General features: G+C 70.9%; 21 protein-coding genes and 1 pseudogene. 10 read left to right on the top strand and 12 right to left on the bottom strand.

The window, feature by feature from the left end:
- Window positions 1–41: 41 nt before the first annotated feature.
- Window positions 42–1,073 carry an alanine racemase gene (locus JGS22_RS09090; protein WP_211039700.1) on the top strand — a complete coding sequence of 344 codons (1,032 nt, stop codon included), beginning with the start codon at window positions 42–44 and terminating at the stop codon, window positions 1,071–1,073.
- Between the two features lie 196 nt (window positions 1,074–1,269).
- Here JGS22_RS09090 and JGS22_RS09085 read toward each other — a convergent pair whose 3' ends face one another.
- Together JGS22_RS09085 and JGS22_RS09080 are read right to left on the bottom strand one after the other, a co-directional pair.
- Window positions 1,270–2,352, bottom strand: coding sequence for an inositol-3-phosphate synthase (locus JGS22_RS09085; protein ID WP_211039699.1), 1,083 nt, complete (start codon window positions 2,350–2,352; stop codon window positions 1,270–1,272).
- Window positions 2,353–2,402: 50 nt separating this feature from the next.
- Window positions 2,403–3,119: a PadR family transcriptional regulator gene (locus tag JGS22_RS09080; RefSeq protein ID WP_211039698.1), complete on the bottom strand. Its 717-nt coding sequence runs from the start codon at window positions 3,117–3,119 to the stop codon at window positions 2,403–2,405.
- A 421-nt stretch (window positions 3,120–3,540) separates the two neighbouring features.
- Here JGS22_RS09080 and JGS22_RS09075 point away from each other — a divergent pair, with 421 nt between their 5' ends.
- Window positions 3,541–6,219: a transglycosylase domain-containing protein gene (locus JGS22_RS09075; protein ID WP_211039697.1), complete on the top strand. Its 2,679-nt coding sequence runs from the start codon at window positions 3,541–3,543 to the stop codon at window positions 6,217–6,219.
- A 262-nt stretch (window positions 6,220–6,481) separates the two neighbouring features.
- On the opposite strand, the gene JGS22_RS09070 is transcribed toward JGS22_RS09075, so the two are convergent.
- Window positions 6,482–6,937, bottom strand: a complete 456-nt coding sequence (locus JGS22_RS09070) for a GNAT family N-acetyltransferase (RefSeq protein WP_211039696.1) — start codon at window positions 6,935–6,937, stop codon at window positions 6,482–6,484.
- A 413-nt stretch (window positions 6,938–7,350) separates the two neighbouring features.
- Between JGS22_RS09070 and JGS22_RS09065 the strand changes: the two genes are divergently transcribed.
- Window positions 7,351–8,724 carry a globin domain-containing protein gene (locus JGS22_RS09065; RefSeq protein WP_236073088.1) on the top strand — a complete coding sequence of 458 codons (1,374 nt, stop codon included), beginning with the start codon at window positions 7,351–7,353 and terminating at the stop codon, window positions 8,722–8,724.
- Window positions 8,725–8,739: 15 nt separating this feature from the next.
- On the top strand, window positions 8,740–11,112 hold the full coding sequence (locus tag JGS22_RS27070; protein ID WP_308405583.1) for a pyridoxamine 5'-phosphate oxidase family protein: 2,373 nt from the start codon (window positions 8,740–8,742) through the stop codon (window positions 11,110–11,112).
- A gap of 120 nt (window positions 11,113–11,232) precedes the next feature.
- Here the strand turns inward: JGS22_RS27070 and JGS22_RS09055 are convergent, their stop codons facing one another.
- From JGS22_RS09055 to JGS22_RS09040, 4 genes and pseudogenes are all read right to left on the bottom strand, one after another.
- Window positions 11,233–11,745, bottom strand: a complete 513-nt coding sequence (locus tag JGS22_RS09055) for an NUDIX domain-containing protein (RefSeq protein ID WP_211039694.1) — start codon at window positions 11,743–11,745, stop codon at window positions 11,233–11,235.
- Between the two features lie 163 nt (window positions 11,746–11,908).
- On the bottom strand, window positions 11,909–13,084 hold the full coding sequence (locus JGS22_RS09050; RefSeq protein ID WP_211039693.1) for a cystathionine gamma-lyase: 1,176 nt from the start codon (window positions 13,082–13,084) through the stop codon (window positions 11,909–11,911).
- Between the two features lie 143 nt (window positions 13,085–13,227).
- A pseudogene (locus JGS22_RS09045) lies at window positions 13,228–13,752 on the bottom strand (low molecular weight protein-tyrosine-phosphatase); the annotation flags it as partial.
- 66 nt (window positions 13,753–13,818) lie between these two features.
- Entirely contained in the window at window positions 13,819–14,196 is a 378-nt protein-coding gene (locus JGS22_RS09040) for a phage holin family protein (RefSeq protein WP_211039691.1), read from the bottom strand.
- A 51-nt stretch (window positions 14,197–14,247) separates the two neighbouring features.
- On the opposite strand from JGS22_RS09040, the gene JGS22_RS09035 reads away from it, so the two are divergent.
- The 3 genes from JGS22_RS09035 to JGS22_RS09025 all read left to right on the top strand — a co-directional run bounded on the left by JGS22_RS09035 (window position 14,248) and on the right by JGS22_RS09025 (window position 15,734).
- A complete protein-coding gene (locus tag JGS22_RS09035) occupies window positions 14,248–14,562 on the top strand; it encodes a cupin domain-containing protein (protein ID WP_211039715.1) in 315 nt (104 codons plus the stop codon).
- A 361-nt stretch (window positions 14,563–14,923) separates the two neighbouring features.
- On the top strand, window positions 14,924–15,136 hold the full coding sequence (locus tag JGS22_RS09030) for a DUF5326 family protein (protein ID WP_211039690.1): 213 nt from the start codon (window positions 14,924–14,926) through the stop codon (window positions 15,134–15,136).
- 175 nt (window positions 15,137–15,311) lie between these two features.
- Window positions 15,312–15,734, top strand: coding sequence for an SsgA family sporulation/cell division regulator (locus tag JGS22_RS09025; RefSeq protein ID WP_211039689.1), 423 nt, complete (start codon window positions 15,312–15,314; stop codon window positions 15,732–15,734).
- Window positions 15,735–15,950: 216 nt separating this feature from the next.
- Here JGS22_RS09025 and JGS22_RS09020 read toward each other — a convergent pair whose 3' ends face one another.
- Complete coding sequence (locus JGS22_RS09020) at window positions 15,951–17,579, bottom strand: YibE/F family protein (RefSeq protein ID WP_236073612.1); 1,629 nt, start codon at window positions 17,577–17,579, stop codon at window positions 15,951–15,953.
- 205 nt (window positions 17,580–17,784) lie between these two features.
- Between JGS22_RS09020 and thiC the strand changes: the two genes are divergently transcribed.
- On the top strand, window positions 17,785–19,569 hold the full coding sequence (gene thiC / locus JGS22_RS09015; protein ID WP_236073087.1) for a phosphomethylpyrimidine synthase ThiC: 1,785 nt from the start codon (window positions 17,785–17,787) through the stop codon (window positions 19,567–19,569).
- A gap of 157 nt (window positions 19,570–19,726) precedes the next feature.
- On the opposite strand, the gene JGS22_RS09010 is transcribed toward thiC, so the two are convergent.
- Window positions 19,727–20,116, bottom strand: a complete 390-nt coding sequence (locus JGS22_RS09010) for a hypothetical protein (RefSeq protein ID WP_211039714.1) — start codon at window positions 20,114–20,116, stop codon at window positions 19,727–19,729.
- Window positions 20,117–20,467: 351 nt separating this feature from the next.
- On the opposite strand from JGS22_RS09010, the gene JGS22_RS09005 reads away from it, so the two are divergent.
- Window positions 20,468–20,968 (top strand): zinc-ribbon domain-containing protein, encoded by a 501-nt coding sequence (locus JGS22_RS09005; protein WP_308405582.1) that lies wholly within the window; start codon window positions 20,468–20,470, stop codon window positions 20,966–20,968.
- 281 nt (window positions 20,969–21,249) lie between these two features.
- On the opposite strand, the gene JGS22_RS09000 is transcribed toward JGS22_RS09005, so the two are convergent.
- The 3 genes from JGS22_RS09000 to JGS22_RS08990 all read right to left on the bottom strand — a co-directional run bounded on the left by JGS22_RS09000 (window position 21,250) and on the right by JGS22_RS08990 (window position 25,165).
- The gene (locus JGS22_RS09000) at window positions 21,250–22,413 is read right to left on the bottom strand and encodes a hypothetical protein (RefSeq protein WP_211039686.1); all 1,164 of its coding nucleotides are present in this window, start codon (window positions 22,411–22,413) and stop codon (window positions 21,250–21,252) included.
- A gap of 256 nt (window positions 22,414–22,669) precedes the next feature.
- Window positions 22,670–23,764, bottom strand: a complete 1,095-nt coding sequence (locus JGS22_RS08995; protein ID WP_216814908.1) for a metallophosphoesterase — start codon at window positions 23,762–23,764, stop codon at window positions 22,670–22,672.
- A gap of 252 nt (window positions 23,765–24,016) precedes the next feature.
- Window positions 24,017–25,165: a LacI family DNA-binding transcriptional regulator gene (locus tag JGS22_RS08990; RefSeq protein WP_211043472.1), complete on the bottom strand. Its 1,149-nt coding sequence runs from the start codon at window positions 25,163–25,165 to the stop codon at window positions 24,017–24,019.
- Window positions 25,166–25,659: 494 nt separating this feature from the next.
- Here JGS22_RS08990 and hisC point away from each other — a divergent pair, with 494 nt between their 5' ends.
- A complete protein-coding gene (gene hisC, locus JGS22_RS08985) occupies window positions 25,660–26,808 on the top strand; it encodes a histidinol-phosphate transaminase (protein ID WP_216814907.1) in 1,149 nt (382 codons plus the stop codon).
- Window positions 26,809–26,871: the final 63 nt, after the last annotated feature.

Here is a 26,871-nt window from a genome sequence, read left to right as displayed (position 1 = left end):
CAAGAGACCCGACAGACCTCAAGAAAGGTGTCCTACCGGCCATGGCGCTCACCCTCTACGTCGATACTGATCGCTGGCGGGCGCATCAGCGCGCGATGCTCCAACGGTTCCCGGGCATAGTCCCGGTCTGCAAGGGCAACGGCTACGGCTTCGGCCACGAGCGCCTGTCCGACGAGGTGTCGCAGTTCGGTTCGGACGTGCTGGCGGTCGGCACGACGTACGAAGCGGCCCGGATGAAGGACTTCTTCAGCGGCGATCTGCTGGTGCTGACGCCGTTCCGTCGCGGTGAGGAGCCAGTGCCGCTGCCGGACCGGGCGATCCGTTCGGTCTCCTCGGTGGACGGTGTCGCCGCGCTGGTGGGCGCTCGCGTCGTGGTCGAGGTCATGAGCAGCATGAAGCGCCACGGAGTGGTGGAGGAGGACCTGGGTCGGCTGCGGGCCGCGATCGAGGACGTGCGGCTGGAGGGCTTCGCGATCCATCTGCCGCTCGACCGGACCGACGGCACCGACGCGGTGGACGAGGTCATCGGCTGGATGGACCGGCTGCGTGCCGCCCGGCTGCCGCTGGACACCATGTTCGTCAGCCACCTCGGGCCGGACGAGTTCGCCCGGCTCCAGCAGCAGTTCCCGCAGACTCGTTTCCGTGCGCGGATCGGGACCAGGCTGTGGCTGGGCGACCACGATGCGACGGAGTACCGCGGCGCTGTGCTGGACGTGACGCGTGTGACCAAGGGGGACAGGTTCGGCTACCGCCAGGCCAAGTCCCCGGGCGACGGCTGGCTCGTGGTGGTCGCCGGCGGTACGTCGCACGGGGTCGGCCTCGAGGCGCCGAAGGCCCTGCACGGGATGACGTCCCGGGCGAAGGGCGTCGCGCGCGCCGGGCTCGCCACGGTGAACCGCAACCTCTCCCCCTTCGTCTGGGGGGGCAAGCAGCGCTGGTTCGCCGAACCGCCGCACATGCAGGTGTCGATTCTCTTCGTGCCCTCGGACGCACCCGAACCGCGGGTGGGCGACGAGCTCACCGCGCATCTGCGGCACACAACGACCCAGTTCGACCGGCTGGTTGAGCGCTGACGCTCCCCCGGCCTGTTTCACGTGAAACGAGCCGCCCGCGGAACCCCCGCACCCCCGGCCCGAGTTGAGCCGTCAACGCCGAACGCCGGCACACGATTGGGGCCCTTCCTCGCGTCGATCTCTCAGGATCTCGGCGAGGAAGGGCCCCACTCGGTTGCGTCCGGCGGCGGTCATCCGCCGCAGGTGCGCGGACGGATCAGCGCTCGACCTCGCCCTTGATGAACTTCTCGACGTTGGCCTGCGCCTCGTCGTCGAAGTACTGCACGGGCGGGGACTTCATGAAGTACGAGGAGGCCGAGAGGATCGGGCCACCGATACCGCGGTCCATCGCGATCTTCGCCGCGCGGACGGCGTCGATGATGACACCGGCGGAGTTCGGGGAGTCCCAGACCTCCAGCTTGTACTCCAGGTTCAGCGGGACGTCGCCGAAGGCACGGCCCTCGAGGCGGACGTAGGCCCACTTGCGGTCGTCCAGCCAGGCCACGTAGTCCGAGGGGCCGATGTGGACGTTGTCCGCACCGAGCTCGCGGTCACGGATCTGGGAGGTGACGGCCTGGGTCTTGGAGATCTTCTTGGACTCCAGCCGCTCCCGCTCCAGCATGTTCTTGAAGTCCATGTTGCCGCCGACGTTCAGCTGCATCGTGCGGTCCAGGACGACGCCGCGGTCCTCGAACAGCTTCGCCATCACGCGGTGCGTGATGGTCGCGCCGACCTGGGACTTGATGTCGTCGCCGACGATCGGCACACCGGCCGCGGTGAACTTGTCCGCCCACTCCTTGGTGCCGGCGATGAAGACCGGGAGCGCGTTGACGAAGGCGACACCGGCGTCGAGGGCGATCTGCGCGTAGTACTCGACGGCGCTCTGGGAGCCGACCGGCAGGTAGCAGACGAGCACGTCGGCCCGCGCGTCCCTGAGTGCCTGGACGACGTCCACCGGCTCGGCGTCGGACTCCTCGATGGTCTCGCGGTAGTACTTGCCGAGGCCGTCGTGGGTCTCGGCGCGCTGGACGGTGACACCGCTCGGCGGCACGTCGCAGATCTTGATGGTGTTGTTCTCGCTGGCGCCGATGGCGTCCGCGAGATCGAGGCCCACCTTCTTGCCGTCCACGTCGAAGGCGGCGACGAACTCGACGTCCTTGACGTGGTAGTCGCCGAACTGAACGTGCATCAGACCCGGGACGCGGCTGTCCGCGGCGGCGTCCTTGTAGTACTCGACGCCCTGCACAAGCGAGGCGGCGCAGTTGCCCACGCCGGCGATGGCTACGCGAACCGAACCCATTCCGGTTGCTCCCTGTTCGTTCTCGGAGAAGACCCGCGGACGCGGAGTCCCTACTTGATGTCCTCGGACGAGTCCGGCCGGGCACTACCCCGATGCCGGGGCAGCCCGCCCGTGTTCTCTGACTGACGCCGACCTTCGGCGGGTCCGTCCTCGGCCCGGGCCTCCTGCGAGGAGGCTCTTTCGGGCGGGGACTGGTCCCGCTTGTCGCGCCCGGCCCGCTCGCTCTCGATGAGCTCGTTGAGCCAGCGGACCTCACGCTCCACGGACTCCATGCCGTGTCGCTGCAACTCGAGGGTGTAGTCGTCCAGACGCTCCCTGGTGCGTGCCAGCGAGGCGCGCATCTTGTCCAGGCGCTCCTCCAGGCGGCTGCGACGTCCTTCCAGGACCCGCATCCGTACGTCCCGCGAGGTCTGGCCGAAGAAGGCGAAACGCACGCCGAAGTGCTCGTCCTCCCAGGTGTCGGGACCTGTCTGGGCGAGCAACTCCTCGAAGTGGTCCTTGCCTTCGGCGGTGATCGCGTACACGATCTTCGCCCGGCGACCGGTGAGCTGTGCGGTGAGGGGCTCGGTAGTCGCGCTACCCGGCTCCTCGGCGATCCACCCCTGCTGAAGCAGTGCCTTGAGGCAGGGGTAGAGGGTGCCGTAGCTGAACGCCCGGAAGACGCCCAGCGAAGTGTTGAGTCGCTTGCGCAGCTCGTACCCGTGCATGGGGGACTCACGCAGCAGACCGAGAACGGCGAACTCCAGGACGCCCGACCGTCTGCTCATCGAGGTCGACCCATCCCTTCCGCTGTCGCTGTCCGTGTGCGGTGGACCGCCGGTCGTGGTGATGACCACCTGCGACCTGTGTCCGCCGTGTGCCCTATGCCGAGTTGATGTATCGACTCGATACATCCAGACGATAGGGCGCAGGGACACGGTCGGCAAGGTCGGGATCGGCGAAAGGGATTCAGATCACGGAATCGCCAGGCCCCAACTGCCCTGTTTGATAAGGGATGACCTGTTGAGCATCTTCTGTACGTGCGTAACCTGACGCTGTGCAGAACACCACCGGGAACCGATCGGCGTCCCCACGCGTCGTCGTCCTGGATGTAGTGCGCCCTCTTCACCTGGTGGGTCGCACTTCGGGGGGCCGGAAGTACACTGCCGCCTTCAGGCGTGGGTGCCTGACCGAGGAGTAGCTTTTCCCATGAGCGAGCACCGTCGCAAACCGCCGCAGCGCGGTCGTCGTGCCGTGCAGCCGCCGTCCGGCGGCAGGCGTGCGACACCACCCCGGGGCGGGACACCAGCCCCGGGCGGCACACCGCCCCCGGGCGGGACACCGCCCCAGGGCGCCACCACCAGTTCGTACGGTGCGGCGCCGGAGGGGCGCCCCGTCGGCGGCAGAGCCGAGGCGCGCAGAGCCGCGCAGCGCGGTCGCCGCCGCGGAGCCGAGAGCGCCGAGAACGCTTCCGCGCCCGCCTCGACTGCCGCGGCCGGTGGGCGCCGTGGCCGCAGGGCCGAACCGCCGGCAGCGTCCGGCAGGAAGCGTCTGATCGACTATCCGCGTGCGGGCAAGTCGGGGGTGCGGCGCTGGCTGCCGTCCTGGAAACAGGTCATGGCCATGTGTATCGGCTTCGTCGCCCTGCTGCTCGGTGCCGCGGGCATCGGCTACGCCTGGGTCGACGTCCCCGACGAGACCGAGGCGGCCAAGGCCCAGAACAACGTCTACTACTGGGCGAACGACCAGATCCTGGGTCGTGAGGGCGAGACGAACCGGCAGAACGTCGATATCGGCGAGATCCCGAAGTCGATGCAGAGCGCCGTGATCGCCGCCGAGAACCAGACGTTCTACGACGACCCGGGCATCGACCCCAAGGGCATCGCCCGCGCCGTGTTCAACATGGCCAGGGGCAAGGAGACCCAGGGCGGTTCGACGATCACCCAGCAGTTCGTCAAGAACTCCATGCTGAGCCAGGAGCAGACGATCAGCCGCAAGGTGAGCGAGCTGTTCATCTCCATCAAGGCCGGCACCGAGCTGAGCAAGGACGAGATCCTTCAGGGCTATCTCAACACCAGCTACTACGGGCGCCACGCGTACGGCATCCAGGCCGCGGCTCAGGCGTACTACGGCAAGGACGCGGTGGACCTGGAGCCGGACGAGTCGGCTCTGCTGACCACCGTGCTCAAGGGCGCCGACCTCTACGATCCGCACGGCGGCGTCGGGCCCAACAGCTCGGCCAAGGAGAACCGCAAGCGGGCCGAGGCCCGTTGGAAGTGGGTGCTGGACCGCCAGGTCGAGACCGGCGCGATGACCAAGTCGGATCGGGAGAAGTACACCGAGTTCCCCGAGCCGCAGCAGCGGCAGGACCAGAGCGGCAAGGTCGGCCAGGTCGGCTACCTCATGGACATCGCCCGCGCCGAGGTGCTCAACAAGACCAGCATCACCAAGGAGCGCTTCGACCGCGGCGGTTACAAGATCTACACGACCTTCGACAAGAAGAAGGTCGGGCAGCTGGAGAAGTCGGTCAAGCGGGTCCGCAAGGAGAACCTGGACACCGACAAGCGGGACGTGGACAAGCATGTCCAGTTCGGTGCCGCCTCGGTGGTGCCGGGAGACGGCAGAATCATCGCCGTCTACGGCGGTGAGGGCTTCGACAAGGGCCACTACGCCAACAACGCCAACACTCTCGGTGTACCGGTCGGTTCGACCTGGAAGCCGTTCGTGCTGGCGGCGGCGATGGAGAACGGCACCGCCAAGAGCCAGGGCCAGGGGATCTCGCCGGAGAGCAAGTACAACGGCGACAACAAGATCACCATCAAGAACCAGGACGGCTCGGAGTACCTCGACAGCAAGAACGAGAAGTTCCGCCAGGTCAACATGAACGACAAGGACTGGGGACCGATCTCGCTGCGCAAGGCCATGGAGGTCTCGGCCAACACCCCCTTCGTCCAGCTCGGCATGGACGCCGGCATGGCGGAGGTCAGAGACACCGCGATGGCCGCCGGCATCAAGAAGGAGAGCACCAACCCGCACCTCAACCCCTCCTTCGCGCTGGGCACTTCGACCCCGAGCGCGATCCGGATGGCCGATGCGTACGCCACCTTCGCCGCTTCCGGCACCCAGACCGAGCCGTACTCGGTGACCCGGGTGGTCAGCGAGAGCGAGGAGCTGGAGGGCTTCGACAAGCCGACCAAGCGCAGCGCCATCGACTCCAACGTCGCGGACACCGTCACCGACGTGCTCCAGGACGTCATCGAGGGCGAGGAGGGCTCCGGCAAGGCGGCCAGGGCGCTCGGCCGCCCGGCGGCCGGCAAGACCGGCACCACCGACCGCAACGAGTCGGCCTGGTGGGTCGGTTACACGCCGCAGCTCTCCACCTCCGTCGCGATGTTCCGCTCCGACCCCAAGGACGGCACCCCGCTGTCCATGCGCGGGGTCGGCGGCTTCGAGGCGATCAACGGTGGTGCCCTGCCCACCGAGGTGTGGACCGAGTACATGACGGCGGCGCTCAAGGGCAAGGAGGCGGAGGAGTTCCCGCAGCCGAGCCCGATCGACAACGTCGAGGACAGCGAGGGCGTACCGTCCCCGAGCCCGTCACCCGATCCGACCCCCGATCCGACGCCCGACCCGACCGAGTCCGAGGAGGAGCCCTCGGACGAGCCGTCCGAGCCGTCCGAGAGCCCCTCGCCCAGCGACCCCGCGACGCCCTGTCTCCCCTGGGAGCCGGACTGCGACGAGGACGATGCCGGCGGTACCAACGAGGGGCCGGACGGCGGTCAGGACGGCGGCCAGGACGGCGGCCAGGACGGTGGTACCGACGTCGGGGCCTCCAACGGCCAACGCGGCGGCACGCTCTTCGGGGGCTCGCGAAGCCAGGACGATTAGCCGCGAGTGGCCGTCGGGGCAGTGCCCCGCGCGGCCCCGGAGCGCGACCTGTTGACGACAGCGGGCCGGGCGGGTGTGCAGAACACCCGCCCGGCCCGCTGTCAGTCCCCCTCCGGCCGCTGTCCGTCCGCGGCCGGTTGTTCCGTCTGCGGGCCGCTGCCCGGCCCGCGTCCGGTCTGCTGCCCGGTCCGCGCTCGGTCCGCGCTCGGACCGCCGGCGTGCGTCGTGTGCGCCGCCGCGTGCCGGCACGGCGCAACGGGCCTTAGTCCAGGGGGAGTTTGAAGCCCAGGTGGGTCGCCTCGAAGCCGAGCCGCTCGTAGAAGCGGTGCGCGTCCACCCGGGTCCTGTCCGAGGTGAGCTGCACCAGCGAGCACCCGCGCGAACGGGCCTGGTCCACCGCCCAGTTGGTCAGCTCGGTGCCGAGGCCCGAGCCGCGCTCGTCGCTGTGCACCCGGACGCCTTCGATCAGTGCGCGGGTGAGTCCCTTGCGGGAGAGGCCGGGTACGAAGGTCAGCTGCATGGTGCCGACCACCCGGCCGTCGCGCTCGGCCACGGCGAGCAGCTGCTGGGGGTCGGCGTCGATCGCCGCGAACGCCGTACGGTACGGGCCGAGTTCGTTCGGGCTCTCGCGGGTGGCGCCCAGCGGATCGTCGGCGAGCATCGCCACTATGGCCTCGATGTCCTGTTCCATCGCCCGACGGAAGATGAAGTCGCTCATGTCGGAAACCCTAAGTCGCCGTCGCGAGCACCTTCCCGGTGGCCACGGCGCCGAGGAACCGTGCGGTCGTTCGCCGTACGCGCAGGTGTCCGGGAGTGACGGAGCGGATGCTTGTGCCTCTTGTCCGCTGTTGTCGTTCTTGTGAACTTTCCTCGGGATGCGCTGGGTTACCGTACCGCAGCGTGGACTGGCTGATTCCGGGTTCGTGGAGATTTCTTCCTGCGGCACTTGTGTGCGGTTCTGCTGGCGGTATGGTCGACGACGCATCGTGCCGCGCATTGTGAGAAGAGCAGCCGTCCCTGCCCGGACAAATGCACGGCACTCCAGCTGAGAAGAGATTGGGAACTACCGCACACACTTTCGTCACTCCTGTGTGCAGAACCGGTCGCATATGTAAGGGACGAGGGCAGCGCATGACCACGATGTCGGAGGATCACGACATACCGACGCGGGGCAGCAGCGGTGACGAGGGTGGCTGGTTCGCCGCCTCCGCCCGCCCCTCGCCCGCGGGTTCGGGAGCCGCGCGCACCGCACCCGCCGCTCAAACGACGGATTCAGGCCGAACTCGGGAGCGCCCGCTCACTCCCACGCCCGAACCGCACCCCGCCGACGGTGTCGAGGCCGTACCGCTGCCGCCCGTCGCAGTGCCGAGCGCGGCAGAGATCGAGCTGATCCAGCAGACGCTGGCCGAGATCGAACCGGTCGCCAACGCGGTCACCAGCCATTTCTACTCCCTGCTCTTCGTCCGGAACCCCCAGCTGCGCGATCTCTTCCCGGCCGCCATGGACACCCAACGCGACCGGCTCTTCCGGGCGTTGCTGACCACGGCTCGCCACGCCGGCAACCCGGCCGTACTGACCTCGTACCTCTCCGGCCTCGGCCGCGGCCACCGGAAGTACGGCACGAGGGCGGAGTACTATCCGGTGCTCGGCGAGTGCCTGCTCGGCGCGCTGGAGCGGTTCGCCCACTTCACCTGGTCGCCGGCGGCCGAGACCGCCTGGGTCAAGGCGTACACGCTGATCTCGCAGATCATGATCGACGCCGCGGCGGTGGACGAGCAGCGCGCGCCCGCCAGTTGGCAGGCCGAGGTGGTCTCGCACGAGCGGCGGAGCTCGGACACCGCGGTCATCACGCTGCGGACCGACCAGCCGTACGCCTTCCGCGCGGGCCAGTACACCAGCATCGAGACCCCCTGGTGGCCCAGGGTCTGGCGGCACTACTCCTTCGCGGGGGCACCGCGCTCGGACGGGCTGATCACGCTGCACGTCAAGGCCGTCCCCGCCGGCTGGGTCTCCGGTGCGCTGGTCAACCGCGCGCAGCCGGGCGACGTGGTGCGGCTGGGCGGGCCCGCGGGCACCATGACCGTCAACCACCGCAGCGAAAACGGGCTGCTCTGCCTCGGCGGCGGAACCGGCATCGCCCCGATCAAGGCGATGATCGAGGAAGTCGCCGAGTACGGCAGGCGCCGGCTGTTCGACGTCTTCTACGGCGCGCGCAGCGCCCACGAGCTCTACGACCTGGAAACCATGCGGCAGTTGGAGGCCGAGCACTCGTGGCTCTCCGTGCACCCCGTGGTCGGCGACGGCTGCCCGGTCCGCGCGAGCGTGCTGACCGGGCAGGTGCCGGACGTGATTCGCGGTTCGGGGCACTGGAGCGGGCACGACGGCTACGTCTCGGGCCCACCCGGCATGATCCGCAGCGGAATCGACGCCCTGCGCGACGTCGGTATCCCCCAGGAGCGGATACGGCACGACGCACTCGACGAACTGGCCTTCGCGGGAGATTGAGAAGTGGTAGACGACGTGGCTGACGACCGTCATCCGGAAGACACTTCGGGGCCGGCCGCCTGGCCGCTCCCGGCGCAGCACGAGGCGCCGGGAGCAGGTACGCCCAGCGATCCGCTGACCGATCCGCTGACCGATCCGCTGACCGGCCCGTACCCGGGGCCGCCGGCGGAACCGTACGCGAGGCGGCCGAGCTGGGCGTACGACCCGGCGCCCACCGGGGCGCACGCGCCGCAGCCCGGGGCGGGCGCAACGGCACCGCACGCTCGGAACGGGGCCGAAACGGTGCGTGAGCCCGCCGACCGGCCCCGGGAGCGGCCGGGCAGCGACGGCGAACACGAGGTCCAGCGAAGGCTCGGGTCGACCAAGCGGGCGGACCGCTTCTACGACACCCAGATGCTCGACCATCTCAACGCCAACATGCGGGAGTTCGTCGGCGAGCAGGAGATGTTCTTCCTGGCCACGGCCGACGCCGAGGGCGAATGCGACAACACTTTCCGCGCCGGGCCGCCCGGCTTTCTGCGGGTGCTCGACAAAAAGACACTCGTGTTCCCCGAGTACCGCGGGAACGGCGTTCACGCGAGCCTCGGAAACATCGAGGAGAACCCGCATCTGGGCATCATTCTGGTGGACTTCTTCCGAGCCAGGATCGGGCTGCACATCAACGGCAAGGCCCGGATCGTGCCGGACGCGGAACTCCGCGAGCAGCACCAGGACCTGCCGGTGGAGACCGTTCCCGGTCGGCGCGCCGAGCTGTGGGTGCAGGTCACCGTGGAAGAGGCGTACATCCACTGCGCCAAGCACATACCGCAGTTGCAGAAGGCGCCGAAGGGCACCCCGAGGGACTGGGGCACCGACGACGCCGGACGCAAGGGCGGTGACTTCTTCGGCGTGAGCCGCGACCGCACAGCCGCCGGCAGCTCGTCGAAGCCCGAGCGCGCGCCTGCCCCGGTGTCCGCGCAGGAGTCGGCGGCAGTGTCGGCGCAGGTGTCGGCGGCCGGATCGCCGGCGCCGGTGACCGCGGCGGCCACCGAGCCCGCGCCGATTGCCGCCTCCGAGTACGGGCCCGAGCCCGAGTACGGGCCAGCGTCCGGGCGGACGGCGGAAGCCGGTTCGGGTTCTTGGGCGGCGGCGCCGTCGCCTTCGGCCGGCCCCGCTCCGTCGGCCGGGAATCCGCCGGCGCCCGGATTCCCGCCGGCTCCCGTGTCGCGGCCGGTACGCGCGTTCCCCTCGGCACCGTCCTCAGCCGTCCCGCCGGCGCCGCCGTTCCCGGCCGGGCGGCCGGACGACCGCGGCGGCAACTCGGCCGGTTCGTTCGGCGAGAACGCCGCACGCGTCCGGCGCCGCGAGTGGACGGGCGCCGCGGGACCGCCCCACGTTCCCGCGCCGCCGGCCGACCGGCCCACCACCGGGTGGTCCGCCGACACCGACGCGGCTCCGAACACCCGCCCCCGCACCGGGCCCACCGACGACCGCACCCGGTCCGACGACGGGCGCACCGGGCCCACCGACGGGCGGTACGGCGTCGAGCGGTTCGGGCGGTCGGCGGAGTCGGCGGAGTCTGCGGGTACGCCGGTGCAGCCGCGCGCACCGCTCGTACCGCCGCCGATGCCCGCCGCCGCGCCCCCGCCCGCTCGGGAGCGGCGGTCGTCAGCGGCCGAACCCCCGGCGTACGCCGGGGAGTTGCCGCCCGTGGAGCCCTCCGCGCACTCGCGCCGGGCGGGGCCCGCCGAGCTGTCGGGCCCGCCCGCCGGTTCCGGACCGTGGTCCGCCCCGCACGAGTCGCCGAGCCCGGAGCTCGAGCCCGGAGTGCAGGGGCGATCGTGGGAGCACGGGCCGAGCACGGCGCGGGAACACGACCCTTCGAGCGGTTCCGGGGCCGGGCGGACGTCCGGCAGCGGGCTCGGGGATCTTCGCGTACGGGGGCCGCAGGAGCCTCCCGCCGGCCTGCCCGCGCTTCCCCCGCTGCCGCTGCCCACCAGTGGCGACCGGTCCTTCGGCCGTGGGAACCAGGCCGGGGACGCGCACCCCGGACAGTCCGCCCTGCCCGTGCCGAGGGAACACCTCGCTCCCGCCCCGGTGCCTTCGGTGTGGCAGGACCACGCCGCCTGGCAGGCGCCTTCCGACCGGCCCGCCCGGCAGGAGCTGCCCGGCCGTCGGGAGCGGGCGGCGCACGTCGACGAGTCGGCCGCCGTCGCCCGCAACCGTGAACTGATGCCGCCGCAGCCGGTGTTGGACTGGCGGGAGGAGGCGCAGCGGGTGCTCGCCGAGGCCGAGGCCCGCGGGCCGGCGACCGTACGCGACCCGCAGCCGCCGGACCCGGTCGACGGAGGCGGCGAGGAGCTGAGCGCCGACGCCGAGTTCGAGGGCTGGTTCGCCCGCACCGACTGACGGACAGCTGCTCGGCCCCCGCCCGCCGGCGTCGTCGGCGCATCCGAATCGCCGGCCGGCGCCGGCGCCGGACAGCGGACAGCCGGAAACCGGTGCCGCCCGCCCCGATCGTGCCGACGCTCAGCCGAGGTCGTCGGCGAACAGGGCCCGTACGCCCTCGATGTTGCGGCGCAGATGCGCGCTGAGCGTCGGGGGCACGACGTCGACCGAGGCGATGCCCTCGCGGGTGAACGGGATGCGGACGATCTCGTAGGAGCCGCGCGGCTCGTCGACCTCCGGGCCGTGGCGCCGCGAGGTGTCCATCGACTCCAGGCGGCAGACGAAGAAGTGCTGCACCTTCACGGCGTCGGCCGGCAGCGGGCGGCCGTCGGCCGGTTCGCCGTCGTCGGCGAGCGAGTAGGGCACCGTGTCGACGAAGGCCGGCACCACGTCGCCCACCTTGGCGCCGAGCTCCTCGTCCACCTCGCGGTGCAGTGCGGCGACCACGCTCTCGTCGCAGGGCTCCACGCCGCCGCCCGGAGTGATCCAGTACGGCGGTCGGTCGGGCTTGGTGCGCTTGATCAGCAGGAGCTCGCCGCCGTCGAGCAGGATCGCGCGAGCAGTGCGTTTGACCACGGGACGTTCAGCCGCCATGCCTGGAAATCTGCCGCACCCCGGCGGCGTCGAAACCTTTCTGCTGCCCGAACCCGGCCCCGACCGCCCTCAGCCGCGCCCGGGACGCGCCCGCCGCACGACGCGGCCCGGCGCGCGGACGCGCCCGCCGACAACTCCGCCGACGCCCCTCCCGACCCCGTGCTCAGCCCTCCCGGGCGCTGTCCCGGGCCTGCCGCAGATCGGCGATCAGATCGGCCGCGTCCTCCACACCTGCCGAAAGCCGGACGAAACCGTCGGGCACGTCGTCGCCGCCCCAGCGTCCGCGCCGCTCGGCGGTGGTGCGCACGCCACCGAAGCTGGTGGCGCTCTCCACAATGCGCGCCGCACCCAACAGCCGTTCCGCGAAGCCGAGATCGGGCAGGGTGAAGGAGACCACGCAGCCGTAGCGCCGCATCTGCCGTGCCGCCACCTCGTGCGAGGGGTCCTCGGGCAGCCCGGGGTAGCGCACGACGCTCACCTCGGGCCAGTCGTGCAGCTCCCGCGCGAGGGCGAGGGCGTTCTCCTGCTGCCGGGCGACCCGCAGATGCAGCGTCGCCAGACTGCGGTGGGCCAGCCACGCCTCCATGGGGCCGGGGACGGCTCCGACGAGCTTCCGCCAGCGTCGCACCGGCGCGGCCAACTCCCCGCCCCGGCAGGCGACATAGCCCAGGAGTACGTCCCCGTGGCCGTTGAGCGCCTTGGTGCCGCTGGCCACCGAGTAGTCGGCGCCCAGCTCCAGCGGGCGCTGGCCGAGCGGGGTGGCCAGGGTGTTGTCCACCGCGACGAGCGCGCCGGCGCGGTGGGCCGCCTCGACGACCTCGCGCAGATCGCACACGTCCAGACCGGGGTTGGACGGGGTCTCCAGCCACACCAGGGCGGCGCCCTCGACGGCCGCGAGCAGCTCGGGACCGTGCGTGGGCACCCGCCGCACGTGCGCGCCCTGCGCGGTCAGTTGCTCGCCGAGCGGGCCGAGCAGGTTGTACCCGTCGTCCGGCAGCACCACGGTGTCCCCGGGGTGCACCCGGGAGAGCAGCACCGCGGAGATCGCCGCCATCCCCGAGGAGAAGGCGAGCACTTCGACGTCCTCGCCGGGAGCCTCCAGCTCGCCGATCGCGCGCTCCAGCGCGGTCCAGGTCGGGTTGCCGTCGCGCCCGTACGTGTAGGGGGCGTCGGCGGGATCGCCGGGCAGATGGAAGTGCGAGGTCAGCACCGGGCCCGGCATGGGCGGGGCGTACGGCTCGCTCTCCGGCAGCCCGGCGTGCACCGCGCGGGTGCCCTCCCCGGCGGGCTGCGGGGCGCGAGTCGCGGCGTACGGGGTGTCCTCGGTGGTGCCGCTCATCGCGCGGTCTCCATCCGTCCGGCGTCGGCCCCGCCGGGACGCTCGTCGACCCCGGGGCCCCGGTCCGCAACGGCCTTCCCGGCCGCGCCGGCCTTCCCGCCCGCGCCGGGCTTCCCGGCCGCGTCCGTGGCGCTCCCGGCGGCGGCCCGGCGACCGGTGAGGTCCTCGTGCACGGCCCGGAGCAGTCCCGGGACGGCGGCCTCGACCTGCTCCAGCACGATGTCGAAATCCGCTCGGGTGCCGTAGTACGGATCCGCGACTTCCGGCGAACCCGCGCTCTTCGGATCGTAGGAGCGAAGCAGCCGCACCTTCGCCGCGTCGGCGGCGGTGGGGGCGAGGTTCTTGAGATCCCGCTCGTGGCCGAGGTCGAGGGCGATCACCAGATCGAGCCCGTCGAACCACTCGGCCTGAAACTGCTGTGCGCTGTGCGCGGACTCGTAGCCTGCCTCTTCCAGCACCTCCACGGTCCGGTGGTCGGCGACGCTGCCGGTGTGCCAACCGCCGGTGCCTGCGCTGGAGACGCGGACCTCGTCCGCGAGCCCGTCCTCCGCGAGCTTGGCGCGGAAGACGGACTCGGCGAGGGGCGAGCGGCAGATGTTGCCCGTGCACACGAAGCAGACGTGGTACGGGGGTTCCGGTCGGTCGGTACGGGGGGTCGATGCGTCCATGCACCCATCATCGGCGATGCGCCGACGAGCACGCCGCCCGGTGGTGTGCCTGCGGCGGGCGCCGGCTCACTTGCCGTCGGGCAGCACCATCTCCATGCCCCAGGAAACGATGGAGACGATCAGGCCGCCGAGCAGCGCGGTGCCGAATCCCTCCACGTGGAAGCCGACGTCGACCTTGTCCGCCAGCCAGGAGGTCAGCAGCAGCATCAGGGCGTTGATCACCAGGGCGAAGAGGCCCAGTGTGAGGACGAGCACAGGGAAGGACAGCACTTTGGCGACGGGCTTGACCACGACGTTGACGACACCGAAGATCAGCGCGACCAGCACGAGGGTGATGGTCCGCTCTCCGGAGGTGTCGCCGGAGACGGTGATGTCGGCCAGCAGCCACACGGCCACCGCGAGCGCGACGGCGTTGGCGATTGTCTTGAGAAGGAAGCTCTTCATGCAGCAGATCGTTTCAGAGTCGGGCGTGTGCTGGGCAGGGGGGCGGCGCCGGTGAAGGCGTTTCGCCTGGAGGAACTGGAGGCCGAGCGCCTCGCCAACGACGGTGCGTACCTGCAGTTTCTGCGGGAACGGAACATGTCGGTCGGGCTCTACGCCCTCGACCGCACCGCGCAGGACACCCAGAAGCCGCACGACCAGGACGAGGTGTACTTCGTCGTCAGCGGTCGGGCGGTGATCACTGTCGGCGAGGAGTCCACCCCGGTGGCGCGGGGGAGCGTGGTCTACGTGCCGGCCGGACAGCCGCACCGCTTCCACCACATCAGCGAGGACCTGCGGGTGCTGGTGGTCTTCTCCCCGCCCGGCTGATCCCCGCCTGATCCCCGCCTGCGCGGCCGGCTCCCGTGCGGTCGGGGCGCCGTCCCGCCCCGGGCCGTCCCGCCCCGGCGGGCCCGTCCGGCGGCGACCGGCAGACCGCCGTCCGGCGGCCGGGTGCTCACTCCCGGGTCGGAGCGCCGAACTCAGGGGCGCCTCAGGGTCGGTTCAGGGGAGGACCGGGGCAGCGGGCCCTCCCGTCCGCCCCGGTGTCCCGCTTAGCATCGAAGGCACAGCGACACAGCGGCCGACCACCGAAGCGGCGGCCGAGAAGGCAAGGCGAACGGCGCCCGGCCGACGCAGTCAAGAGGCAACACCAGGAGCCGTGCCACACGGCAACAGGAGGCAGGACACCATGAGCTCGACAGGAACCTTCGCCGGACTCCCCTCGTGGGTGAAGTGGGTCGCGATCATCGTCGTCGCGCTCCTCGTCTTCAAGGTGGTGACCTGGATTCTGACGACGGTGATCGCCCTGCTCTTCAAGGTGCTGCTCTTCGCCGCGATCGTCGCCGGACTCGTCTTCCTCGTACGCAAGTTCACCTCGTCCTCCTCCAGCAGCAGCTGGTAAGGACCGACTGAGGCCTCCGAACCTGCCGGCCGTGCCCCCAGCGGTGCCAACACCGTTGTCAAACGGGTGACTTTGAAGCATCCGGGATTGTGGGGTTTGTGGATCTTCGTAGACGATTCACCTGAGTTCCACAGCTACCGATCACGGCCGAGTACGAGAAATCGGGGGCAGCGCAATGGGTGACACGGTCCGGGCTCAGGTCATGATGAGCTTCCTGGCCTCAGAGGAGCTCGCCTTCCTCATCCCGGTCGATCTCGTCTACGAGACAGAGGATCCGTACGCCGTGCGCTTCACCTTCTGCCTGCCGGGCGACGCCCCGGTGAGCTGGGTGTTCGGGCGGGAGCTGCTGGTCGACGGAATCAGCCATCCCTCGGGCGAGGGCGATGTGCACATCGCTCCGGTCTGCGCCGAGCGACTGGCGGATCTGCACATCCAGCTGTTCGCCGGTTCGGAGCGCGCGGTCTTCCGGGTGAGTGCGCCGCCGCTGGTGGCGTTCCTCGACCGTACGGACCGCCTGGTGCCGCTCGGGCACGAGGAGGCGCAGCAGGACATCGACGCCGAGCTGGACCGGATTCTGGCCGGCGGGCGCATGCCGTAACGGTTCATCAGCAGGCGGTGCGGTTCGGGAAGTCACCCGAGCCGCGCCGCCCGCTGTCGTCCCGCGCCCGCCGGCGCCCGCCACGGGCGCCGGCGGAGACGCGGCACGGGGCTGTCCGTCCGCCGCGTTCCCGCCCCGCCGCGTTCCCGCGTGCGGGGCCTGCGGCCGGCGTATGCGCGGCCGGCGTCTCCGCGTGCCGTGTCTCCGCGTGCCGCGTCACCGTTTGGCGCGTCTGCGGCGACCGCTGCCGCCGCCGAGCCCGCCCCGTACCGATCCGGGCCCGCTCGAAGTCCCCGCGCCGGCCGGGGCGTTGCCGTCGCTCGCACCGCCGCTGCCCGGCCCGTGCCCGTCTCGCGCGCCGCCGCTGCCGCCGCCCCAGGTGTCGCCGGGCTGCCCACCGCCCGTGCCGTCGGCCCCGTCGCCGCCGGCCGGCCGGATCGGCGGTTCGCCGTCCCTGCCGAAGCCGGCCGAGACGACCAGCGCCGCCAGGACCGTGGTGACCGGTACGGAGGCGACCAGACCGATCGAGCCGACCAGCGTCCGTACGATCTCCTCCGCCACCAGCTCGCTCGTCGCCACGGTCGCGGTGTCCGCCTTGGCGATGGAGAAGAGCAGCAGCAGCGGCATCGCCGCGCCCGCGTAGGCCAGTACGAGGGTGTTGACGACCGAGGCGATGTGGTCGCGGCCGATGCGCATCGCCGAGCGGTACACCTGCCGCCAACTCGCCGACGGGTCGGCCGCCTTGAGCTCCCAGACCGCCGAGGTCTGGGTGACCGTCACATCGTCGAGCACGCCGAGCGAACCGATCAGCACACTCGCGAGCAGCAGTCCGCGGATCTCGATGTCGGGGTAGAGGCTGTGGACGAGCGCGGTCTGGTCGTCGGTGTTGCCGGAGAGGTTCGCCCAGCCGATGAAGAGCGAGCCGAGCAGCCCGATCAGCACCAGCGAGATCAGCGTGCCCAGCACCGCCACCGAGGTTCTCGCTGTCAGCCCGTGGCATAGGTAGAGCGTGACGAGCATGATCAGGCTGCCGCCGATGACCGCCACCACCAGCGGGTTCGAGCCCTGGAGGATGCCCGGCAGGATGAAGAGGGTCAGCACCCCGAAGGTGATCACCAGGCCGACGAGCGCCAGCAGTCCGCGCAGCCGCCCGACGCCGACCACCACCAGCGCGAAGATGATCGCGAGCAGCACCATCGGGAAGTCGCGATCCACGTCGATGACGCTGTACTGGAGTTCCTCGGGCGCCTGCGGTGCGTGGGCGACCACCACGTCCTGGCCGGTGGAGAGCCTGCGGGTGTCGTCCGGCGTGATGACCTCGGTGAACTCCCGCCCCTCGTGCGGTCCCGAGGTGACCTTGATCGTCGCCTGCCGGCAGAGGCCCTTCGCGGAGGTGTCGCCCTCCTGCCTGCCCTCGGCGTTGACGTCCCCGCAGTCGACCTCCTGGACCTGTACGACCCTGGCCTGCTCCATCTGCCGGTCGAAGCCGACGCCGCTGCGTCCGCCGTCGCTTCCGGGCGCGCCGCCCGGCCACATCAGGACAAGTCCGGCGAGGACCACGGCGGCGAACGGGACCAGTACGGCTGCGATGACCTTCCGCAGATGACGGGAGACGGGCGCGGCCGGTCCGTGTCCGTGGGCGTGCGCGTGGCTGTGCGCGTGTCCGTGGGCATGCGCGTGCGCGGCCGGGTCGCCGGGCCCGGACGTGTCCGCGGGCTCCGTCCTCCGTCGCTTCGGCGGTCTGGGTCCCCAGGCGGCACCGCCGCCCTGACCTGAGTTCTCGTCGCCGGGCCACTGGCCGGGGCGGTCACCGTCGTGCTCGCTGTGGGACTGGTTCACGGTCAGATCATCGCAAGGCCCCCTGGCGTGGTGGGAAGTCGAACCGCTAGCGTGAGAGTGCATTTGCACATCGCGGGAGCTCCGAGCACGGGGCTGAGAGGGCGCTGACCTCCGTACGAGCGCGTACGGGCACAGCTGCGTCGACCGCCGAACCTGTTACCGGGTAATGCCGGCGTAGGGAGTGGGTCTCATGACCATGCAGGAATCACGCATGCCCCAAGGGCCGGGTGAGGACGAGACGGCCGGGCAGCCGATCGAGATCGGCTGGCACAAGGGCTATCTGAGCGGTTCGCGCCCCGACATCCGGGTCCCGGTCCGCCGGGTGCACCTGACCAACGGCAAGGACGTGACGCTGTACGACACTTCGGGCGCGCACACCGATCCCGACATCGACACCGAGGTGCGCCGCGGGCTCGACCCGCTGCGGGAGAACTGGATCGTCGCCCGCGGTGACACCGAGGAGTACCCGGGCCGGGAGGTGCGGCCCGAGGACGACGGCGTCAAGCACACCAGCCCGCGCGGCGGTCTGCGCAATCTGGACGCGGTCTTCCCCGGCCGCCCGCGGCTGCCGCGCCGCGCCCGTACCGCGGCCGACGGGAGCCGCCCCGCGGTGACCCAACTCGGGTACGCGCTGCGGGGCGAGGTCACTCCGGAGATGGAGTACGTCGCGCTGCGGGAGGGCCTGGAGCCGGAAACGGTGCGCGAGGAGATCGCGCGCGGCCGGGCGGTGCTGCCGGCCAACATCAACCACCCGGAGATCGAGCCGATGATCATCGGCCGGAAGTTCCTGGTGAAGGTCAACGCCAACATCGGCAACTCGGCGGTCACCTCCTCCATCGAGGAGGAGGTGGAGAAGATGACCTGGGCGACGCGCTGGGGCGCGGACACCGTCATGGACCTCTCCACCGGCCGCAACATCCACACCACCCGCGAGTGGATCCTGCGCAACTCCCCGGTGCCGATCGGCACCGTGCCGCTCTACCAGGCGCTGGAGAAGGTCGAGGGCCGGGCCGAGGAGCTGAACTGGGAGGTCTACCGGGACACCGTGATCGAGCAGTGTGAGCAGGGCGTGGACTACATGACCGTTCACGCGGGCGTACTGCTGCGCCACGTGCCGCTGACGGCCAACCGCCGCACCGGCATCGTCTCGCGCGGCGGCTCGATCATGGCCGCCTGGTGCCTGGCGCACCACCGGGAGAGCTTCCTCTACACCCACTTCGAGGAGCTCTGCGAGATCCTGCGCAGCTACGACGTCACCTTCTCGCTCGGCGACGGGCTACGGCCCGGCTCCGTCGCGGACGCCAACGACGAGGCGCAGTTCGCCGAGTTGAGGACCCTCGGTGAACTGACCGGGATCGCGCGGCAACACGAGGTGCAGACCATGGTCGAGGGGCCCGGGCACGTCCCGATGCATCTGATCAAGGAGAACATCGACCTCCAGCAGGAGATCTGCGACGAGGCGCCCTTCTACACGCTCGGCCCGCTGACCACCGACATCGCGCCCGGCTACGACCACATCACCTCGGGCATCGGTGCGGCGATGATCGGCTGGTGGGGCACGGCGATGCTCTGCTACGTCACGCCCAAGGAGCATCTGGGCCTGCCGAACCGGGACGACGTCAAGACCGGCGTGATCACGTACCGGATCGCCGCGCACGCGGCCGATGTGGCCAAGGGCCACCCGGGCGCGCGGAGTTGGGACGACGCGCTCTCCGACGCGAGGTTCGAGTTCCGTTGGGAGGACCAGTTCAACCTGGCCCTCGACCCGGAGACGGCCCGGGAGTTCCACGACGAGACGCTGCCCGCCGAACCGGCCAAGACGGCGCACTTCTGCTCCATGTGCGGGCCGAAGTTCTGCTCGATGAAGATCTCGCACGAGATCCGCCGCGACCACGGAACGGACATGGGAGCGGCGGAGATCGAGGCCGGGATGGCGCAGAAGTCGAGGGAGTTCAACGAGTCCGGAAACCGCGTCTACCTTCCGATGGCTGACTGACCGGAGCAAACGTGGCTGACCGACGGCATTCCGCGGGTGCCGTCGGTCAGCCCTCGTCGATCTGTGGACCGATCGCCCGACGCTGGAGCGTCACACCGCATCTCACGAGTGGGGGGCCTGCCGGAGCCATCCGCGAGAGGGCCAGGCGGGGGCCGGGTCAGGCATCAGGGTCAACCTCGGGATGCGTGAACCGCACGGGCTTGCCCAGCGACCGGGCGTAGGCAATTTCGGCTCGGGTGCTGTCTCCGATGTAGTCGCCGACCACGAGCGCCTCGTCAGCGAGCCGGATCTTCGCCCGGTGCAGATCGTCGAGTCGAAGTTTCAGCGCCTCGGCCCCGGCCGGATCGGACCAGAGGCCGTGCGGCGACTTCAGGTCGCAGCCCGGCTTGACGACGATCTTTCCGGCTGCGGTCTCCCGCAGATCGGCCTCGCCCATCTCGGGCATGAAACGGGTGGAGCCACAGATCACCACGATCTGTGGCAGGCCCAACCGCCTCTTTGCGTCGGCGAGTTTCTCCTCAGGGGCAAGCGGTTGCGGGTGTGACACCGAGTCCTCTGGTGGTTGTGGTCCAAGGGGCGCCTGCGAAGACGCGAACGAACGCGGCGGCATGAGCAGCCTGATCACAGAGTCGGTATTGCGCTCCGTGTGCCCAGGAGCTGCGACGCATGAAGATCTCGCACGATATCCGCCGAGACCACGTAACCGACATGGGGCGGCGGAGTCGTCGCGCCGCGCCGCCCGGCCGTCCGTGGCGGCCGTCCGCCACGACGCGTGCGGAGGAGGCGGCGGGACGGGCGCGGGAGATGTCACGAACCGGTCGGAGAGGCGGGTCAACGTGGCCCGCGCGCACGGGGTTTGATACCCAGTGGGGACGAGGAGCACGGGGAGGGGCGGATCGTGCAGAACCCGCCGCAGTACGGGGTGTTGACCGAGGCGACCGAGCTGCTGGCCGAGGCCGCGGAGCAGCAGGGCGGGGCCCTGTGGAATCTCGCGGTGCGGCAACGGCAGTTGGACGCCAACCTGATCCGGCTGCCCGCCGGTGCCGAGGTCGCCGCGCACACCGAACCCGATCTGGACGTGCTGCTCGTCGTCTTCGAGGGCGAGGGCCGGCTCACCACCGTCGAGGGCGAGCAGGCGCTGACTCGAGGCGCGGTCGCCTGGCTGGCCCACGGTACGGAACGCGCCCTGGTCGCCGGGAGCGGAGGGCTGGCGTACTTCACCGTTCACCGGCGCCGCCCCGGGATGAGCATCGGGCGGCCCTCCGGCGGCCGGGTGGAGGAGGAGGGCGGCGAGGCGGCCTGCCTGCTCCAGCAGGTGTGTCCGGAGTGCGGCCGACCGGCCACCGAGCGAACCGCGCGTTTCTGCGCCCGCTGCGGCACCGAACTCCCCGCCGACTGACCGCGGTTGCGCTACCGCGCCGCCGCCCGAACGCGTGAGCGGCGCGGCCGGGCGGCGCGTCGGTGCGCGTACGCCCGACTCCGTACGTGTCCGTACGGAGCGAGGCCCGCACACGGGACGCCCTCCGAGCGAGGAGGGACGCACCGTACGCGACCTGCGTGCCGGTCACGCGCCGCACGCCGTGCGCGCCGCACGCGCCACGTGTCGGGAACGACGGCGTACCTGCCGGGAGGGCGTACGTGCTGCGTGGCGTACGTGCTGCGTGGCGTACGTGGCGCGGGCTAGCGCGAGCGGGCGTCGTCCCCGTCGGGCACCGGGCCCGGATCCTCGTCGTCCCGGGCGTCCCGGGCGTCCTCGGCGCGGTCACGGCCCGTGGAGCCGGATTTGAAGCCGGGGCTGGAGAACTTGCGGCCCTCCGAGGAGCTGTCCGTGGACCCGCTCTGGTAGCTCGGGCTGTAGAAGCGGCCCCCGGAGCTCTTCGAGCCCGAGTCCGAGGCATCGCCGGAACCCGCGCCCTCGGACTCGCCCGAAGCCGGGCCGTCCGTCGAGTACTTGGGGCTGGAGAAACGTGAACTCCCGTACTTGGGACTGGAGAAGCGGTTGCGCTCGACGGTGCTCTCCTGCGCCGCGCCGGACTTCTGCGCGGAGAAGTCCGGGCCGGAGTAGCCGAGCCGGGGCGTGCGGTGGTCGTCCTCGGGAAGTCGGGGGCCGGGGGTGCGGTACCCCTCCCGGCCCTCTGCGGCACGCTCCTGGGCGTCTCGGAGGAAGGGCAGGATGCCGCGCTGGAGCAGCGCGTGCCGCCATGCTGCGCGGGCGACGGTGATCTCGTCGGACGGGCCGTCGTTCCGTCCGGAATTCGACCCCCGCCTGGCGGTTGGTGCGTTCCTGGAAGCGGACAGCAACAGGCTGACGGCGCCGACGAGTCCGGTCGCGACGGTGATCACGGCGAAGACCCAGCCGACGTTGCGCATCGCCACGGCGAGCGCCGGTTCGGGTGAGACCACACCGAGGGCGTAGCCGACGAGCAGGAAGATGACCGCGGCCGTGCCGGAGAGCACTGGCAGCAGCAGGGAGAGCACCACGAAGACACCGGCGCCGGTGCTGTCCGTGGGGCTGTCGGCCGGCCCGGGCGCGTCACCGGGGGCGTTGCCGCCGGACGGATCGGCGTGGTCGGAGGAGGTGCCGGAGGGAGAGGTGCCGGAGGGCGGCGCGGCAGTACCGGCGGGACGGCGCAGCAGCTCGCGCACGCGGACGAACTCGCCGTACTCCTGGGAGGCGTGGGCCGCGATCGCGTCGGCGTCGGCGACCGCGAGAGTGCGCAGGTCGGCGGTGGCGAGCGGCGGCGCGGTGTCGGTTTCGGCCCTGGCCATGGTGCGGAGCGCCTCGTCGAGCACTCGCTCGAACTCGGGGCGGTCCTCAAGGCGCAGGTGCGGAGCGCTGTTCATGTGTGCATCCCCCGATGCTCCGTAGGACCGGGGCGCGGGTCGGCTCCGGAATCGGTGGGGTCGGGTGTCGGGCCCCCGACCTCAGGGGTGGTGGGCCGGGCGGCTGTGGCAGTGGGCTGTGGCACAGCGCGCGGGCGGCTGGACTGATGTTAGATCGCTTCGCGCGCGGGGTGACAGGGTGTCGTCGAAATTGCTCACGCCGTGAAGGCGCGAACGGCTGACTCCCCGTAAGTGGCTTGCCCACTGTATGGCCAGGTCAAGCGGTTTCCTCGACACCTGTGGAGAGTTCGTGCAGAGGGAGTTCCGCGATGAGTAGCTTTCCGGCCATTGTGACGCCGCCGTCCATGGCGATCGCGAGCCCGTCGGCGTAGACGTACGGTTCGTGGACCTGCACGGCGCCCTCCTCGTCCTTCTCCGCCTCCTCGGTGGCGGTCTCGCCGAGCAGGTACGGGATCGGGCTGTGCCCGTGCACGATCCGTGCGCCGCCGTAGGTGGCGAGCAGATCGCGGACCGCCCGCGGCCCTTCCTCGTCGCGGAAGGCGAAGCGCTTGGTGAACTTGCGGAACAGGTCCCAGGTGATGTCCGGGTCGCGCTGGTCCAGCGCCTCCGTGATGGCGTCGTTCACTTCCTCGATGGTGTCGCCGTAGTCGAGGTAGGCCGAGCAGTCGGAGTGGATCAGCAGGTGCTCGTCGGCGAGCGCCATCGCGTCGAGCCGGGACATCCAGCGGATGTGGTGCTCCTGCAACCTCTCCATGTCGGTGCGCTGGCCGCCGTTGAGCAGCCAGGCGGCCTGGAAGGAGGCCGTGCCCGCACCGGAGTTGATCGGGGTGTCCGCGAAGCGCCGGGCTCCGAGCAGCAGCAGCTCGTGGTTGCCGAGCAGCGCCTTGCAGTAGCCCCCTGTCGCAGCGGCCTCGGCGGAGAGCTGCATCACCAGGTCGATGACGCCGATGCCGTCGGGCCCGCGGTCGGTGAAGTCCCCGAGGAACCACAGTCGTGCCTTGCCGGCCGCCCAGTGGTCCTCCGCGTCGGTCAGGCCGGCTTCGCGCAGCGCCCGCCTCAGCTCGTCGAGGTAGCCGTGGACGTCGCCCACGACGTAGAGCGGGCCGGGCGCGCTGCTCTGCCCCTCGGCCGAGGCGGCGGGGGCGGGCCCCGGTCCGGGGACCGGCGAGACGGCGGCGGGTACGGGCGTGAGCCGTACCGCGGTGAGCGGCGCGGGCGCGGGCCGCTCCGGAACGGCTGCGGCAGCCACGGCGACGACCGGACCTCCGGGCACTCCGGCAGGAGCCCCCGGTGCGGTGTTCGCGTGTACCTGCTGCCACCCATCGGGTCCCTGACCGGCCCCCTGAGTCATCGACCCCTCCACCGTTTTCCGCCGCTGTGCACCCTGGGTACGTCCTGTGGACCGCGTCCGACGCGGATGCTGTCCGCCCATCATAGGAACGAGGGACGGGAGTTGTGACGCACCAGGGGGTGGCAATTGAAGCGGGCGCGACCCGGGTGCGCGAATTCCTCCTGAATTCTCCGTTTGTGCGACGGGAACCCGCGGTGGCGGAATCCCGCCCTCCGTCGGTCGGGCACGTCGCCCGCGGCGCGCCCTGCCCGGTCAGTCATCGCCGGACGGGGCCCTCGGCGCACTGACGGTGGTACGCCTGGTCCGGCGCTGCGAACTGGTCCGCACGATCAGGTCGGTGGGCATGATCTGCTGCCGCGGGTCGCCCGTCGTCGCGCTGTCGCCGGCCTCCGCGAAGGGGCCCGAGTCCTCGCCCTCGATCGCGTCGATGAGCAGCTGCACGACGGTGGTCCCGATGCGTCCGGGCTTGAGCGAGAGCGTGGTGATGGGGGGCTCGGTCGCGGCGTAGACGGTCGACTCGCTGCAGCACACCAGCAGCAGGTCCTCGGGCACGCGCAGGCCGTAGCGGCGGGCGGCGGCCAGCAGGTCCGTGCCGTTGGGGTCGAAGAGCCCGTACACCGCGTCGGGCCGGTCCGGCCTGGCGAGCAGGCGGTCGGCGGCGACGGCGCCCTGGCGGGGGTCGTGCGCGGGGTAGGCCTCGTAGACCGGATCCTGGCCGACCCGCTCGCACCAGCGCAGATAGGCGGTGGTGGAGAGCCGGGTGTAGGTGTCGGTGCTGGTGCCGGTGAGCAGCCCGATGCGCCGGGCGCCGGACTCGGCGAGGTGGTCCAACAGGTGGGTGACGGCCGCCTCGTGGTCGTTGTCGACCCAGGCGGTGACGGGCAGCGAGTCGGCCGGCCGGCCGTCGGAGACGACCGGGATGCCCTGCTGGACGAGCTCGGTGACGACCGGGTCGTGGTCTGCCGGGTCGATGACGACGGTGCCGTCCAGCGCGACGTTCGACCAGACGTCGACGGTGCGCTGGCGTGCGGGCGCGGGCAGGATCACCAGCGCGTAACCGCGTGCGAGCGCGGTGGAGGTGGCGGCCCTGACCATGTCCGCGAAGTAGGCGAACTCGGTGAAGGTGAAGGGCTCTTCGCCGTAGGTGGTCACCGTCAGCCCGATGAGGCCGGACTTTCCGGTGCGCAGTGTGCGGGCGGCGGCGGAGGGTCGATAGCCGAGGCGGTCGGCGACTTCGCGGACGTGCCGTCTCGTGGCGTCGGGCAGTCTGCCCTTGCCGTTGAGGGCGTCGGAGACCGTAGTGATGGAGACGCCGGCGGCTGCGGCGACGTCTCGGATCCCGGCTCGCCCCAGCCGACGGCCGCTGGAACGGCTCACCTGGTGCTTCCCTGCTGCTGTCATGGCGTGCTGATAGTAGAGCTGACTCCGAACGTTGACGGGAGCGCTCGACGGAGGGTCGAAAGTCACGATTCTGCAAGATCATAAACGATGAACTGCCTTGGAAACTACGTCAGTTGACGGTCCGACAGATTATTTGTGCGGTCCTTCGGGGCTTGGTTCCCCGTGTTCTCTGCAGGTTGCGAACAGGTCTCAACTCACCTTCACGGGTGACGAGCGCCAGGGATTGCGCTACCGGCGTGCGTACGTCGGCGTGCGCCGTGCGGAGAGAGCGCGTTGTCCGTACATGTTTTCCGGCGTGCCACGACGACGCGGCGCCCCCGCCGTCTTCGACCGGGCCGGTCAGTGCCGGGATGAGTGCTCCGCACGGGTACGCCGCCGCGCCTATTCCTCTTATGGTGGATAGGAATCGACTGCGAACGACGTCGGACGACGGCGCACCGCGTGCGGAGGCAGAGACGCCGCCCACGCCGCACGCCTTGTCAAGGAGGATGGGGATGGCCGACCAGAAGACGGACACGACGCCCAGGCTGCGTGCGGCGCTCGACGGCGTGCCGACGTACCGGCCCGGCCGGCCGGCGAACGCGGGCGAGGGCGGGCCCGTCGGATACAAGCTCTCCTCCAACGAGAACCCGCACCCTCCGCTGCCCGGCGTGCTGGAGTCGGCGGTCGCGGCGGCGTCCAGCTTCAACCGCTACCCGGACATGGCCTGCACCGAGCTCTTCGAGGAGCTCTCGCGGCGCTTCGACGTCCCGGTGGCCCACCTGGCGACCGGCACCGGATCGGTGGGCGTCGCCCAGCAACTGCTCCAGGCCACGGCGGGCCCCGGTGACGAGGTGATCTACGCCTGGCGCTCGTTCGAGGCGTACCCGATCATCACCCAGATCTCCGGTGCCACCTCGGTCAAGGTGCCGCTCACCACCGGCGAGGAGCACGACCTCGACGCGATGGCCGCCGCGATCACCGACCGCACCCGCCTGATCTTCGTCTGCAACCCCAACAACCCGACCGGCGCCTCGATCCGCCGTGCGGAACTGGAGCGCTTCCTGGACCGGGTGCCCGCCGAGGTGCTGGTCGTGCTCGACGAGGCGTACCGGGAGTTCGTGCGCGACGAGGAGGTGCCGGACGGCATCGAGCTCTACCGCGACCGGCCGAACGTCTGCGTGCTGCGCACCTTCTCCAAGGCGTACGGCCTGGCCGGTCTGCGGGTCGGTTTCGCGGTGGCGCACGAGCCGGTGGCGGCGGCGCTGCGCAAGACCGCGGTGCCCTTCGGTGTCAGCCAGATCGCACAGAACGCCGCCGTCGCCTCGTTGCGCAGCGAGGCCGCACTGCTGGAGCGGGTCGACGGACTGGTCGCCGAACGCACCAGGGTGCAGGCCGAGTTGGCCGCACAGGGCTGGACCGTTCCGGACTCGCAGGCCAACTTCGTCTGGCTGCGGCTGGGCGAGCGCACGGTGGAGTTCGGGGAGGCCGCGGACCGCGCCGGCGTCGTTCTGCGGCCGTTCCCGGGCGAGGGCCTGCGGGTGACGATCGGGGAGCGGGAGGCGAACGACATCTTCCTCAAGGCGGCTCGGGCGCCTGCTCCGACCTGCGCTTTCACCTCGGGGCCGACCCTCCCTCGGAGATCGTTGCAGGGTGCGCCATAATGGGTCTTGTGAATGCATTCACATTCACAAGCGCGGTGGCTTCCTCCGTATTCGCGGAAGAAG

The organism is Streptomyces tardus (assembly GCF_018101125.2).
Lineage (GTDB): Bacteria > Actinomycetota > Actinomycetes > Streptomycetales > Streptomycetaceae > Streptomyces > Streptomyces tardus.
Note: the sequence above shows the minus strand (reverse complement) of the source record. Positions and strands in the feature narration are given on the sequence as shown.